Annotated in this window: 12 protein-coding genes and 7 tRNA genes; 13 read left to right on the top strand and 6 right to left on the bottom strand. The window is 32.6% G+C overall.

Annotated elements, in window-relative coordinates:
* Positions 1 to 272 precede the first annotated feature (272 nt).
* Positions 273 to 884 carry a hypothetical protein gene (locus tag K5V07_RS10630; protein WP_221917462.1) on the bottom strand — a complete coding sequence of 204 codons (612 nt, stop codon included), beginning with the start codon at positions 882 to 884 and terminating at the stop codon, positions 273 to 275.
* 97 nt (positions 885 to 981) lie between these two features.
* Between K5V07_RS10630 and K5V07_RS10625 the strand changes: the two genes are divergently transcribed.
* The 11 genes from K5V07_RS10625 to K5V07_RS10575 all read left to right on the top strand — a co-directional run bounded on the left by K5V07_RS10625 (position 982) and on the right by K5V07_RS10575 (position 11,437).
* A complete protein-coding gene (locus K5V07_RS10625) occupies positions 982 to 1,713 on the top strand; it encodes a hypothetical protein (protein ID WP_221917461.1) in 732 nt (243 codons plus the stop codon).
* Positions 1,714 to 1,775: 62 nt separating this feature from the next.
* Complete coding sequence (locus K5V07_RS10620) at positions 1,776 to 3,158, top strand: RtcB family protein (protein ID WP_221917460.1); 1,383 nt, start codon at positions 1,776 to 1,778, stop codon at positions 3,156 to 3,158.
* A 357-nt stretch (positions 3,159 to 3,515) separates the two neighbouring features.
* On the top strand, positions 3,516 to 4,475 hold the full coding sequence (locus K5V07_RS10615; protein WP_221917459.1) for an AAA family ATPase: 960 nt from the start codon (positions 3,516 to 3,518) through the stop codon (positions 4,473 to 4,475).
* On the top strand, positions 4,465 to 6,912 hold the full coding sequence (locus tag K5V07_RS10610) for a S8 family peptidase (RefSeq protein ID WP_221917458.1): 2,448 nt from the start codon (positions 4,465 to 4,467) through the stop codon (positions 6,910 to 6,912). Before K5V07_RS10615 ends, K5V07_RS10610 begins: the two co-directional genes overlap by 11 nt.
* A 218-nt stretch (positions 6,913 to 7,130) precedes the next feature.
* Positions 7,131 to 8,246: a DUF418 domain-containing protein gene (locus K5V07_RS10605; protein WP_221917457.1), complete on the top strand. Its 1,116-nt coding sequence runs from the start codon at positions 7,131 to 7,133 to the stop codon at positions 8,244 to 8,246.
* A gap of 782 nt (positions 8,247 to 9,028) precedes the next feature.
* Positions 9,029 to 9,181 (top strand): hypothetical protein, encoded by a 153-nt coding sequence (locus tag K5V07_RS10600; RefSeq protein WP_176330710.1) that lies wholly within the window; start codon positions 9,029 to 9,031, stop codon positions 9,179 to 9,181.
* Positions 9,182 to 9,251: 70 nt separating this feature from the next.
* Positions 9,252 to 9,325: transfer RNA gene (locus K5V07_RS10595), tRNA-Arg, on the top strand.
* 101 nt (positions 9,326 to 9,426) lie between these two features.
* A tRNA-His gene (locus tag K5V07_RS10590) sits at positions 9,427 to 9,497 on the top strand.
* A gap of 12 nt (positions 9,498 to 9,509) precedes the next feature.
* Positions 9,510 to 9,582: transfer RNA gene (locus tag K5V07_RS10585), tRNA-Pro, on the top strand.
* Positions 9,583 to 9,588: 6 nt separating this feature from the next.
* Positions 9,589 to 9,661 (top strand) — tRNA-Phe (locus K5V07_RS10580).
* A gap of 678 nt (positions 9,662 to 10,339) precedes the next feature.
* Entirely contained in the window at positions 10,340 to 11,437 is a 1,098-nt protein-coding gene (locus K5V07_RS10575; RefSeq protein ID WP_221917456.1) for a slipin family protein, read from the top strand.
* A gap of 99 nt (positions 11,438 to 11,536) precedes the next feature.
* Here the strand turns inward: K5V07_RS10575 and K5V07_RS10570 are convergent.
* The 3 genes from K5V07_RS10570 to K5V07_RS10560 all read right to left on the bottom strand — a co-directional run bounded on the left by K5V07_RS10570 (position 11,537) and on the right by K5V07_RS10560 (position 11,846).
* A tRNA-Leu gene (locus K5V07_RS10570) sits at positions 11,537 to 11,619 on the bottom strand.
* A 42-nt stretch (positions 11,620 to 11,661) separates the two neighbouring features.
* Positions 11,662 to 11,734, bottom strand: a tRNA-Lys gene (locus K5V07_RS10565).
* Between the two features lie 39 nt (positions 11,735 to 11,773).
* A tRNA-Lys gene (locus K5V07_RS10560) sits at positions 11,774 to 11,846 on the bottom strand.
* Between the two features lie 127 nt (positions 11,847 to 11,973).
* On the opposite strand from K5V07_RS10560, the gene K5V07_RS10555 reads away from it, so the two are divergent.
* Positions 11,974 to 12,492, top strand: a complete 519-nt coding sequence (locus K5V07_RS10555; protein ID WP_182650754.1) for a shikimate kinase — start codon at positions 11,974 to 11,976, stop codon at positions 12,490 to 12,492.
* On the opposite strand, the gene K5V07_RS10550 is transcribed toward K5V07_RS10555, so the two are convergent.
* Positions 12,484 to 12,984, bottom strand: a complete 501-nt coding sequence (locus K5V07_RS10550) for a phosphoribosyltransferase family protein (RefSeq protein ID WP_144892924.1) — start codon at positions 12,982 to 12,984, stop codon at positions 12,484 to 12,486. The genes K5V07_RS10555 and K5V07_RS10550 overlap by 9 nt on opposite strands.
* Positions 12,985 to 13,159: 175 nt before the next feature.
* Entirely contained in the window at positions 13,160 to 13,552 is a 393-nt protein-coding gene (locus K5V07_RS10545; RefSeq protein ID WP_144892922.1) for an RNA-binding S4 domain-containing protein, read from the bottom strand.
* Between the two features lie 78 nt (positions 13,553 to 13,630).
* Between K5V07_RS10545 and K5V07_RS10540 the strand changes: the two genes are divergently transcribed.
* The gene (locus K5V07_RS10540; protein WP_144892920.1) at positions 13,631 to 14,623 is read left to right on the top strand and encodes an FKBP-type peptidyl-prolyl cis-trans isomerase; all 993 of its coding nucleotides are present in this window, start codon (positions 13,631 to 13,633) and stop codon (positions 14,621 to 14,623) included.
* Positions 14,624 to 14,664: the final 41 nt, after the last annotated feature.

Raw genomic sequence — 14,664 nt, 5'->3', positions numbered from 1 at the left:
AAGTTAAGGAATTGTTCTTTTTGTTTTCACGCAGATTTTTGCAGAAAAATCAGTGAAAATCTGCTGCATCTGCGTGCTATATTTTCATTTCCCCCTTAACTTATTGACACTGCTCTTACATAATATCATGAAGCTAAGGAATTGTTCTTTTTGTTTTTACGCAGATTTATGCAGAAAAATGAGTGAAAATCTGCTGCATCTGCGTGCTATATTTTCTTTTTTCCCTTGGCTTATTGACAATGCCCTCACGCAAAGCAACACTATTATCAATTTCAGCTTAATAATTCTATTTCGCGTTGTATATTTTCTCTAGCTTGCGCTTCAAACCTAGTTCTAAATTCATCGGTTTGAAAAATAAATTCGTTTTCAAGAAAATGCTCCAATGCTTTCTTTCTACCAGGTTGGTATAAAAGATTGGGATAAATTTTATACTCTTTCCTAATTTGATCACAATAAATGGTGTACTCGTTCCAGTCTTTAGCCAGTATTTTTAAATCAAAATCAATCAACCAGTTAATGTCTTCTATGTCGTTTTGTTGGTGCAGTTGAGTAGCGCAAATCATCTCAAAAACTAATTGTTTATCCAGTGTGGCATTCTCAGGCAAAATAGACAAAGCAAGTTGAGCACTTTTTAACTCGTTGTCTTTTCGGGTCACTTTATAAATAATATCGTGGTAAAAAATAGCGTACAAAACTTCATTAGGAAATTGCAACGCTTCTTTATAGCGGTCAAATAAAACAATCATTTCCTCTAAATGATTTAAATTATGATAATGTCTCCCTTTAGCAGCATAGGCTTTTACTAAATCAAGCCAATTGATCAGGATTGCATTTTCATTAAAACCAATCTGGAGCAGTAAAGCAGTAAATTTATTTTGAAGCATTTGCGCGGAGTTTACACCAAACATACAAATCTTTTTGCACTACGCAAAATAACTGCGTAGTAGGTTTTGAATATTTGTTGAAGAAATAAAAAGATTGATGGAAACAAAACTTAAAAATATAATAACCAAAGTATACAAGGTATTTAACTATACTAGACCACAAAACATAAATAATGTTTGTACAGCATGTTGTTTAGATATCAATGATGCAAGATTACTTTTAACAACAGAATTAAAGTTAATTCCTGTTGAATTAATTTGTGATTACAATGATGGAGCGCAAGCATATAATTATGATATGGTTGAATTTAAATATTTTTTACCAAGATATTTAGAGTTAATTAGTGAGTATGAATTTACATCTGCAGTGGATGTGTCGTTGAGTTTGAAAAATTTAAATTTTAACAACAGAACCTATTGGAGTACGAATGAAGAGGTACAATGCATTAATGAATTTTTTCTAGCATTTTTTGAAAAATGTTTAGAAACAGATGTATACAATAATGAAGCACAATTAATTGAAATAATAAATATGTTTTATTTGGCTAGTATTGATGTGCAACCATATCTTGAAATTTGGTTACAAGATTTAAGTAACTTTTCAATAATTCATTTGGAACAACTGATTACAAATAATTTTAATTATAGAGGAAAAATAAGAACTAATAGCTTTATTGATTCTGATTTAAATTCAATAATCGAAAATTGGATAATTGCAAATAAAAAGACAATAACTACAGCAATTGAAAATCAAATTATGGCAACAAATTTAAAAGAAGAGCAGTTACAAAGACTAAGTTATTTATATGATACGATGAATTATTTATAACTACACAAAATAATTGCGTACCACAATATCAATATTTGCAAAGAAATAAAAACCGAATAAAAATGGAACAAAAATTACAATTTACAGGAGCTGATATTATTCAACTAGGATTCAGGCAAGGAGCTTGGTTCAAAGAAGCACTTGCACATATCAATGACAATCAATTAGAAAGCGAGGAAATAAAAGCCTATTTGGCACAATTCTTATTGCCTGATCCTATAGAGTTACACGCTCAAGCGATCACTTTTTATCAAAATATAAAGGCAGAAAACGAACTAGAAGAAAAAAATGTAACCGATGTGGTGCAAACCATGAAAACCTTGATGCGGACACCAACTTTAGTCAATGGTGTCATCATGCCGGATGCTTGCCCTACAGGTCCTGACGGAACCATTCCGGTGGGTGGAGTTGCGGTGGCTAAAAATGCAATTCATCCAGGAATGCATAGTGCTGATATTTGCTGTTCAGTGATGTTGACTGATTTTGGAAAAACAAATCCAAAAGAAGTTTTAGATGCAGCACATGCTATAACCCATTTTGGTGGAGGCGGAAGAAGTCGCGAAACGCAATTCCGTTTTCCAGCTGCTATGTTAGAAGCATTTCAAAGCAATTATTTTTTGAACGATGAAAAAATGATTAGCGCTGCTCGTTCGCATTTAGGAACGCAAGGAGATGGAAACCATTTCTTGTTTGTAGGGATTTCAAAAAACACAGGAAATACCATGATGGTAACGCATCACGGGAGTAGAGGCGTGGGTGCTAATTTGTATAGAAAAGGAATGCATCTTGCCGAAAAGTTTAGAAAAACACTATCGCCAGAAACCTTGCCACAAAATGCGTGGATTCCTTTTGATACCAAGGAAGGAAACTTATATTGGGAAGCGTTGCAAATCATACGTTCTTGGACAAAATTAAACCACGAATGCCTGCACGATGCTACTTTAGAGAAATTGGGAATCGAAAAAGAAAATAGGTACTGGAACGAGCATAATTTTGTTTTCAAAGAAGGGGATCTTTTTTATCATGCCAAAGGCGCCACACCACTAGACCCGAAATTCATGCCTGATAGCACAGGACCGCGTTTGATTCCGTTGAATATGGCTGAATCCGTTTTAATTGTGGAAGGTGCCACAACCGAAACCAATTTAGGATTTGCTCCACACGGCGCCGGAAGAAACATAAGTAGAACCCAACACCGAAAAAGCAAGGGAGAAAAAACAATCCAAGAAGTTTTTGAAGAAGAAACCCAAGGCTTGGATATTCGATTTTTTTCGAACGAAATTGACATTACCGAGCTGCCATCGGCCTATAAAAATGCAGCATCAGTAAGAAATCAAATGGAGGAGTTTGGTTTAGGAACCGTGATCGATGAAGTACTTCCTTATGGTTGTATCATGGCGGGAAATTGGGAAGTCAACGCCCCATGGAAAAAAAGAAGAAGATAATAGCAAACCCAAAACGATGGAGGTTCAAAACCTCCCTAAGCAACCCGTAAGACTTTGTAGTTTAAATTGAGAAAACAGTTTGGGTTATTTTAATTACAAAAACAGGTAGTTATACCCTGTTTTTGTAGTTTGTTTTTATTATTTTTGAGAAATACCTTATGGAAAATAAAATACGAGAGAATTAGTTCTAATTAGTCTTTTGGATTTGAGTGGGTTGGGTGTGAAAAGAAGATGAATGGAGAGTTGGATGAGGTTTTTAGGGAAATGATTATGTAAAGATTTATATTTTTAATAGAATTAGTTTATTTTTGTTCAAATTTTAATAATAAGATGGCAGCAGCTGACCAAATAAAATCCTTGATTAAATCTTTTGGAGATGATGATGAAAGTCGTTTCTTTTCAATTGCTTTACAAATTGCTGCAACCGAAGCAAAACAAGGGCATACAACATTTGCTCAAGAATTAAAAAAACTGATTGATGTTGCTAAAAAAGACAGATCAGTAAATGCCATACATAATAAAGCTCTACCTTTAAATTTACCTAAAAGAGAATTGCAAGAATTAATTGAGGTTTTCCAACCTAAAATTAATTTAAGCGATATGGTTTTGGATGAAAAAATTAAAGAAACACTGTATAAAGTTATTAAAGAACAAGAAAAGTGGCAAATTTTAAAAGCCCATAATTTAGAACCAAAACGTAAATTATTATTAACAGGTGCACCAGGAACGGGAAAAACTATGACAGCTCAAGCTATTGCTGGGGAATTAGGGATTACTGTTTATATTATACGATTAGATGGATTGATGTCTAAATATTTAGGAGAATCAATTGCAAAACTTAGATTGATTTTTGACGCAATGAATGACCAAAGAGCCGTATATCTTTTCGACGAATTCGATTCTATTGGTTCACACAGAAATCAAAATCAAGATATTGGAGAAATAAAAAGAGTCTTGAATTCTTTTTTAATTAATATTGAAAAAGACCAAAGCAACAGTATAATAATTGCCGCAACAAATTTACCTGAATCATTAGACAAGGCACTTTTTAGAAGATTTGACGAAATTTTAGAATATCCATTACCAGATGAAAATCATATAATTGAAATTATAAAGAAGCACACAAAAGCATTTTCGTTTTCAACTAAAGTTGATTATAAAGCACTATCAAAACTAGCATTAGGTCTAAATTATTCAGAAATAGTTAGAATTTGCAACGATACAATTAAGGAGATGATTCTTAATGACTTGAATAAATTAGAATTAACAACATTAAAAAAATTATTAAAATTGAGAAATGTTGTAAATGAAAAATAAACTACATATTTCATTTGAAGGCAATTACGATAAAAATCCTTATAAAACGCCAAAACCAACACCTGTTTCTCCTCCACCAATAACGCGAGATAGATCACATGGTAATTTTTTACTTGATAAGATTGAGAAAATAAAAGAAGTATTTAATGTCCGAATAATTGAGAATACTGATTTTGTTGTAGATGATTCAATCTATATAGAATTTGTTTCCGAATGGGGTACAAAATTTGAATTTGATAAATTTGACAAGGATGGTGTCAGAAAAAACAAGATTCTATTTCAACTTTTAAAAACTGAAGAAGAAGTAAGAAATATAGAAGACACGAAAGAATTCAGATATTTTTTACTTGTAGTGGTAAACCAAGGCGGAATTTCAGAATTTATAAAGAAAATAAAAAAATTTCTTGACCCAACTAAAGATTCTGAAAATGGGAAATTTAGCAACCAAGCGTTATTAAACAACATTAATAATATCGAGATTGCTACCTTGAAATCTTTTTGGGCTGACGAACCAGAAATACCATTTCCTAATGAAAATGAAAATATTTGGTGGGAAGTTTGGTTCAGAAAATCTGAAAATTATCAAGACAAACTAATTGATGTTTATAAAAATCTAGAAATTATTGGTTGCCAAATAGGACAATCACAAATTGAATTAGCAGAATATATTGTTAAATTAATCAAAGGCTCAAGAAAACAACTATCTGATTCCTTATTGTTACTAGACAATTTAGCTGAATTAAGAAAACCACAGGAAATCGCAAATTTTATTGAATCTTTTGAAGATAAAAGAGAATGGCAAAACGATTTAAAAGATAGGATAGAAAATAATTTCAATGATGATAGTGTATTAATATGTATTCTAGATACTGGAATAAATAATAAACATCCATTATTAGAAGATTTTGTTTTTGACGAAAATTTACATTCCTATAATGAATCATGGGGGTTTCAAGATAGTTATCCGAATGGAGGACATGGAACTGGAGTTGCTGGTTTAGCGTTATATGGTGATTTAACAGACGTATTGAGTTCTTCAGAAATTCTAAAAATTTATCATGGGATAGAATCTTTCAAAATATTTAATAACATTCAAGAAGATGAAAAATTTGATGGTCCAAAGTTTGAAAATGCAGTTAGTACCCCATTTATTAACAAGCCCAATAATTTAAGAATATTTTGTTTAACTATCTTAAGAAATAATGTTTTTAAAGGTAGACCATCATCAAGTTCTGCAACAATAGATAAAATTTGTTTTGGAAAAGAATTGGACAAGCAATTATTTATTGTAAGTGGGGGAAATGTTGATATAAACAAACACGACGATTACCCTACATTAAATGAACTACAATGTATAAGTGATCCTGGACAAGCTTATAATGCAATTACTGTAGGTACTTACACAAGGAAAGATAAAATTGACATTTCTACTGGCTATTTTCCATTGGCAAAAAATGGCGCGATGTCTCCAAGTAATTCAACATCTATTTTATTTGATAATAGTTGGCCAAATAAACCAGATTTAGTTTTTGAAGGAGGCAACAGATCTACTGATGGATTTTTAACGTCAGATCATTCCGAGCTAAGACTATTAACTACAGATTCAGAATTTTCAAATGATATTTTTATTTCTTTTGGTGATACTAGCGGAGCGGCAGCTCTGGCATCAAAAATGGCAGCAGAATTAAGAACATTGTATCCAAATTATTGGGTTGAGACGATAAGAGGGCTAATGGTTCATTCTGCGGACTGGACAGAAACAATGAAAAAAACTGCTAATTTGAAAAGAAATTTACTTAGAACAGTTGGTTATGGTGTTCCAAATATTCAAAAAGCAATGTATAGTGTCGAAAACTCGTTAACTCTTATTGCTGAAAGAGAAATTCAACCACATAAATACGAAAAATCTAGGGGACAATATAACGAGTACCATTTATTTAATCTTCCTTGGCCAATTGAAGCTTTAGAAAGTTTAGATGAAAAATTAGTTAAGATTATTATTACTTTGTCATATTATATTGAACCAAATCCAGGGAGTAGAAAATTAGCAACACATTATTCATATCATTCACATCAATTAGATTTTGAACTTATTAAACGAAATGAAACTATTGAAGATTTTCAAATAAGAATTTCAAAACCAGAAGATGAAACTAAAGAAAATAAACCTTCAAGAGCTGGAGTAAGCTGGGAAATAGGTAATACAATAAGTTCAAAAGGTTCTTTAAGAAAAGATTTTATTACTACAACTGGTCGAGAAATGTCAGAGAGAAATACTTTAGCTGTTTTTCCTAAAAATGGTTGGTACAAAAATTTAAAAAGACAAAATAAATTTAACGAAGTAGTTCGTTATAGTTTAATTGTTAGTTTAGAAACTGAAGAAAATGATATTGATTTATACACTCCAGTAATGAATCAATTAATTATTTCATTATAATGTTAATGACTATTAAAGACCTAAAATCTCAAAACCTAATCCTTTTCGAATTAATCTCATGCAGTAAATCCTTTGGGCTGAATACGCCAACCTCTACTGCTGATATAAAAGGCATGTATAATTTGCCGTTAAAATAGTTTCATGGGTAAAATTATAGGAAGTAGGTGGTGAAACAAAAGACAATTTACAAATTAAAAACTTACATAGAATTTAAAACAATGATGCAAAAAGAACAAAGAGTTGAAATTATTGATATGCTCAGAGGTTGGGCGCTTTTAATAGTGGTTATTTCAAATTATTTATATTATGCTTACAGCCCAGAGTGGACAATACATGGAGAGGGAATTGTAGCAACAGTCATAAATGGAGTAGAATCTATACTTTTTTCAGCTAAAGGATGGACTTTACTTTTTACTCTTTTTGGTTTTGGTTTTGGAGTCATTTATGCTAAAAAGAAGCAACAAACTTATTTTTTTCTGGCACGCCGCATGCTGGTTTTATTTGTATTCGCTTTTGTAAACAGTTTGTTTTATGATGGTGATATTTTACGGGATTATGCTTTTTTAGGCTTACTTATTTTGTTTTTTATTCATTTCTCTGCTAAAACATTATTGTACATGGCTGGTGTATTGTTTTTATTTGCGCCGTTTCTAGCAGCATACATAAATACGGTTGATACGGCATATGTTACTACGTTGACAACTAGTATTGCACCTTTAAGATATAGCACCCAATTGCTAGAGGTGTTTAAATACAATATTTTGAATTCAATTTATACTGAAGTTCTTAATTTGGCCTATTCTGTAACAGCGCATTATATCATGTTTACGTGTATGATACTGGGATTGGCGATACAAAAGAGTAAGTTCTTGGAAACTGTATTTGAAAAGAAAAGTCAAATAAAAAAATCCTTATTTTTAGTAGTAAGCATCACTATCGTTTTATGGGGAATTTTTATACTTTCTAATATGTATAAATTACCTTATTTAAAGTATTTCTCATTTCATTATTGGATCGTTTTAACAACCATGCTTTCTACGAGTTTGTTAATCATATTGCTTTATACAAATCAAAAATTAAAAAAAACATTTAAAGCATTTTCATGGGTTGGCAGAATGACTTTTACGAATTACCTAACCCAAAATTTAATTGCTTTTTTCGTATTTCAGGGAGTTGGTTTGGGATTGTTTCATCATATGCCTTTCTATTTTTACTTTTTGTTTGCTATCACTATTTATGTACTTCAAATCGGATTTAGCTATTGGTGGTTGAAAAATCATGTTTACGGACCTTTAGAATGGCTCTGGAGACAATTAAGTGATACAAAAAAATGATTTTTTTATGAAATAAATTTCAAACTTTTCAATGACCATACAAGACCTAACATCTCAAACCCTCATCCTTTTCGAAGTCATTTCGGGAAGTAGACCATTTGTGTTAGCTATCTCAACCCCTATACAGATATAAAAGCCAGTAACAAAGAATACGATGACTTACTTAAAATGGACATTCAGGCTTTGATTCGCATTCGAGAAGAATTGTATCAATAATTAAAAAATAATACTACATTTGCCTCATGAACAAGCAAAAACATATACTATTAGAAAGATCAGATCGCTTTGCGGGTGTATATCCGTGTGGACTTTTCGGACGTTGTATGTGTTGCTATAAATCTGTAAATTGATTTTATAAAACAATAATTAATACAAAAGCGTCCTTTAATCGGGGCGCTTTTTTGCTTTTATAGCATTTTATTTTGATATGATTTTAGATGAAATAATAGATATAAGAGTGCAAAAGAAATTAAAAATAGCAATGATAAAAATAATTTAAAAAAAATAAACAAAATGTTTCATGCCCAAACGAAATAACGAAATATAAGCTTTGAATAGTAACCAAATGAGAGACAGCCATTTGACAAAATTAAATTATCCGCACACAAGCGGACAGGACCTCTTTTGTTTTAAAATTAAATATAAATAATTGAAAATCAAGAAGTTGGTTAAGAATAAATTTGGAAGTTAGTTTTTTTTGACATTATCTTTGCCTCAGAAAATTAGACATAAACAAAATGCAATTTGAATAATAATAAAAATTGCAATACATAAATAATATTATGAAAACGAACATACTATCACATAACGACAAACTTCATTTACTAGTGACTCTGGATATGAATTTTGATATTCGATTTACTCAAGATGTAAACCCGTGTTTTTATGGAGATTTACTAACAGATAGGTGTACTGACATTCATCGGGAAATATAATGATTATATACTCCTGCAATGATACGAAGCACCTTCAAAAGAGGTGTTTTTTTTATGTCTAATTTTTATTGATTTCGTAGCTCAATTGGAAAGAGCAACTGCCTACGAAGCATTAGGTTACTGGTTCGAGTCCAGTCGAAATCACAAGTTTTTTAGAAAGGAAACTGGCTTATTGGGGTTACTGGCTAACCTTCCCGACTGTCTCTCGGGAGAAACGAGTTCGATTCTCGTATAGGCCGCACACGGTGTTTTTAGTTTATTTGGTAAAATCTCGGAATGTGAATCCGAAGAACAGGGTTCGATTCCCGAAAACACCCAAATTATAACTCTGGGAAGATAACGATTGGTTGTTTACCTGCTTTGGATGCAGGAGGCTGCAGGTTCGAGTCCTGTTTCTCAGACAAAATGGAATAGTGGTGTACATGGTGTGCACGCCTGTTTGAAGAGCAGGAGGGAACCGTTCGATTCGGTTCTGTTCCACAATTAAATTAGGTGTGCAAAATAACTGCGTAGTTGGTTTTGAATATTTGTTGAAGTAATAAATAAGTTCATTGCATTATAATATCAAACAAGTCCTGTTGTGTGTTTCTGTATAGCACCATTGTGGTAAATAGTACTGGGAAGTATTCTGTTTTACTATGCAACTTGATTTGGAGGTTTTGATGGTTTTCCAAAAAATTGTCACACACTATGGGTCGTGGGTTCGAATCCCACTCACAATGTTATGTTGTGATAGTTCAGCTCGGTTAGAACAATAGAAAGTGAAGGTTCGAGTCCTTCTCACATCTTGATGTGATAACTCAATTGGTAGAGTGCTACACTTTTAATGTAGATTTTACAGACTTAAAATCTGTATTCCAGAGATCATTCACTCTTAAAAAGAATGACACAAAGAAAACTGATTTGTCTTTGTTAGTAAAAAAAACAATTAGTGTTCAAGTTTTACACTTATGAAGTGACCTGAATATGAAACTCGTTTTTTGCGACATTGATTTGCTTTAAGATTTGAAGGTTTTAAATACAATATTGAAAAATAATATAGAATCAAAAACCAAATTAAAGAAACACGAAACATTTTACATTCCGTCTTTTTATAAGGACAAAGGCAAAACGTTTTCTTATTTAAAAAAAGTATAATAATTGTAATAAATAGAAATGATGTTGAAAAGAATTAAAATTGAGGCATACCAAGTAGGTTTGGTATTTGAAAATAGAAAATTAATCGAAGTGTTGAATGAAGGTAAATACTGGTTGTTTGGTAACAAAGAAGCAAGCATTTACGAAATGAAACAATCCTTTGTTTCTCCAGTAGAATTGAATCTTTTATTGCAAAATGAAGTCTTGGCTTCTATGTTGGAAATAATTGAAGTAGCAGATAACGAAATCGCTTTGTACTTTGTAAATGGCATTTTTAAAGAAGTATTGACCACAGGCAGATATGCTTTTTGGAGAGGCTATGCAGACAATAAATTTATCAAAGCTGATTTGTCTAAAGTACACATTACAGAGCAAATTGCGATGACTTTGTTAGAAAACACAAAAGTAAAATTATTTACTAGAAAGTTTCAAGTCATGAGTCATGAGAAAGCCTTGTTATTTGTAAATGGTGCCTTTACTAAAGAATTGACTGCTGGTACATATTACTTTTGGAATAATGCAATTCCTGTTGAGGTTAAAACGGTCGATGTTAGAATGCAACAATTGGAAATTTCTGGTCAAGAATTATTGACCAAAGACAAAGCGGGTTTGAGAATTAATTTCTTTGTTAAATACCAAGTAACTGATATTTTGAAAGCGTTGGTGGCTAATAAAGATTTTGAAAAACAATTGTATGTAGCAATACAATTGGCTTTAAGAGCTTTTGTAGGCGGTTTTACTTTAGATGAATTATTGAGCAAAAAAGATACTATTGGTGCGTCTATTTTAGCAGAAGTGACCGCAAAAAGCAATGATTTAGGGTTGGTAGTTTCTGATGCTGGTATAAGAGATGTAATTTTACCTGGTGATATGAAAGAAATTATGAATCAGGTCTTAGTTGCAGAAAAGAAAGCGCAGGCTAATAGCATTATGAGACGTGAAGAAACAGCCTCTACAAGAAGTTTGTTGAATACTGCTAAATTAATGGAAGAAAACGAAATGTTGTGGAAATTGAAAGAAATGGAATATGTTGAGAAAATTGCCGATAAAATTGGTGAAATTACTATTTCTGGCGGTGGAAACATTATTGGGCAATTAAAGGAGATTTTTGTCAAATAAGTTTTAAAGACAAATAAATAGTGTAGAGAAAATATCGAAGAATTATTAAATAAAAAACCCAACAATATCTTTCTATAAGAAGTTGTTGGGTTTTATTTGTGACCACGGTGGGATTTGAACCCACACGCCCTTTCGAGCACCACCCCCTCAAGATGGCAAGTCTACCGTTTCTCCACGTGGCCTAAAAAAATAAAAGGCCAAGTAATAAATTACTCGACCTTTTGTGACCCGACTGGGGCTCGAACCCAGGACCCCATCATTAAAAGTGATGTGCTCTACCAACTGAGCTATCGAGTCAATGCTTTCAAGAAAATTATGTGTTGATCACTAAAATTGTGACCCGACTGGGGCTCGAACCCAGGACCCCATCATTAAAAGTGATGTGCTCTACCAACTGAGCTATCGAGTCATATTCTTTCCTTGAATGCGGGTGCAAATATAAGAACTAATTTCGGATAATTGCAAGCATTTTTATTATAAATTTGTCTTTTTTAAAGAAAAAAACTCAACCCCTTAATTTGTAAGGTTTTATTAAGATGAAAAAAATCATATTATTAGGTTATATGGGCTGCGGGAAGTCCACTATTGCAAATATATTGTCCAAAAGTATTCAAGTCCCTTTCGTAGATTTGGATGAAATGATCGAAAAAAAACTCAATTTATCTATAAATGCTATTTTTGAAAAGCATGGAGAAATCTATTTTCGCAAAATAGAACATGAAGTTTTTGCCGATTTGATGCAATCAACAGAGGAAATGATCATCGGTTTGGGCGGAGGAACGCCTTGTTATGCCAATAATCATGAATTTTTTAAAGGGGAAAACGTTTTTTCGATCTATTTAAAAGCTTCGATCGAGACTTTATTTCAAAGATTACATCAAAATAAAAGCAAAAGACCGCTTATTGCGAGTAAAAACGAAGAGGAGATGAGAGAGTTTATCGCAAAACACTTGTTCGATAGAAGCTTTTATTACAATCAAGCTCAATATAAAGTGGTGGTAGATGAAAAATCTATCGAACAAACGGTTGCTGATATTATTGCTTTGTTAGCTTAAGTAAGCGTAATTGTCGCCGTTTTCGTCAAACACAACTTGTACATGCTCAAAAAGTGACGTAGATAGTGAAATACCTTTGAAATCGGCTTTTACAGGGTACTTTTTGTGATTTCGATCCACCAAGACTGCTGTTTTAAATTTTTTCAGTGGTACATCTATAAAGTGTTTGACAGCATATATTAAAGTAGTACCTGAATTTAATACATCATCAACAAGTACTAAACCTTTATTGGTGTACTGTTCTTGGGTTATCGAGGTATGAATAGGGGACTGCGGATGTTGTTTGTTAATTTGTACCTCGCAAAGCGTAACCGTTAGTGGCGATATAGTTTCTAGTACTGCTGCTATTTTTTTGGCAAAAGTAAAACCGTTACTTGCAATTCCAGCAATGACAATTTCTTGTTCATCTACAAAGGTTTCGTAGATTTGATAGGCAATTCGTTTTATTTTATGTTCAATTTCCTGATTGTTCAAGATGATGTTTTTGCTCATTATTTGAAAATTTGTTTTCCCCTCCCCAGCCCTCCCCGAAAGGGAGGGAGCCAAGGCTGGCAAATGTTATTTGATATTTTATCTGATTTTATTTGTCACTTATTCTGCATTCAAATTTTACGGTCGGTTATTAGCTTTACAGAAGTTAACTAATGTTTTATTGTATTACTTACTACTATTCTCCCTCTTCATCATCGGTGATTATTTCATTACCAAATTCATCAATATCACGGCGGTCTTTTTTAGTTGGTCTTCCGGTTCCGTTTTTTCGGTAATGCTCTTTTGATAATTTCAAAAGTTCAAGATGTTGGTAAACTTCGGCGGGTGTATCGTTTCGGCGGTACATGTCTACTAATTTTGCACCTACGCGGTTTTCGGGCACGTCAAGCACCGTAATAATTTGCGTGATTTGATCTTTTCTAAAGGTGATTTTATCAGTAGGGAAAACTTCCTTTGAGGGTTTGGCTACTTGTCCGTTAACGGTTACGTGATTCTTTTTACAGGCTTCGGTAACCATGTTTCTGGTTTTATAATACCGGACACACCATAAATATTTATCTATTCTCATAAAATTTCTAAAATCGGAGTTAAATAGTTTACAAAAATCAATCAATATTGTATCTTGCGCACTTAAAAATTAGCAATAATGAACAAATTTAAGTATTATTTTTTTCTATTAATTACAACTGTGTCTTTATTTTCTTGTTCCAAAGACGAAGTTGCCCCTATTACCCCGCCAAGAGAATATGCAGTTCAGTATGCTACTGATATTGCGGATATTGAAGAGTATTTAAAAACATATTATATAGAGGATACAAACCCTGATGTGGTTACCAAAATCTCAAAAATTCCTACTGGAGGCAATCAGCCATCTATTTGGTCTTATTTAAACAGTTCCACTTTCCCAAAATTACTAAGCAGAGACGTACTTAGAAATGGTGTAACTTATAAGTTGTATTATGTTGTTTTAAGAGCAGGAACTGGGGTTTCACCTACCAATACTGATGGTGTTTTAACTGCCTACAGAGGAGAATATTTATCTAGAACTAAAGTAGCTGAGGTAAATACACTTGGGGCGACTTTCTTTGAGGAATCAAATAATCCACAAACTTTCTTTAACTTATCATCGACAATTGCAGGTTGGGGACAGTCGTTTCCAGAGTTTAAAACTGGAACTTATACGTCAAATCCTGACGGTACTGTTTCATACAGTGATTTTGGAGCTGGAATTCTTTTTATTCCTTCAGGTTTAGGTTACTATGCACAAGGACAAAATAGTATTCCTGCTTATGCCCCGTTAGTGTTTAGTATTAAATTGTATGAAATTAATAGAATAGATTCTGATAACGACGGGATTGCTGATTATCTTGAGGATTTAGATGGTAATAGATATATGACTAATTATAGCAATACTACAACGTATCCAACGCCACCTGCAGATGCTATTCGTTATGCAGATGATACCGATAAGGATGGTATACCTAATTTTCAAGACACAGATGACGATGCTGATGGAATAAGCACACGAACTGAAATTACAGTTAATGGAAAGCTAATTCCATTTGCAGACATACCAAGTTGTGATGGTAATACAACCAATCCAGCAAGAATAAAAAGACATTTAGTTAAATGTAACTAGAAAATAAAAGACATAAAAAAAAACCAGACCGCCGGGTCTGG

Source organism: Flavobacterium sp. CHNK8 (assembly GCF_019774515.1).
Classification (GTDB): domain Bacteria; phylum Bacteroidota; class Bacteroidia; order Flavobacteriales; family Flavobacteriaceae; genus Flavobacterium; species Flavobacterium tiangeerense.
Note: the sequence above shows the minus strand (reverse complement) of the source record. Positions and strands in the feature narration are given on the sequence as shown.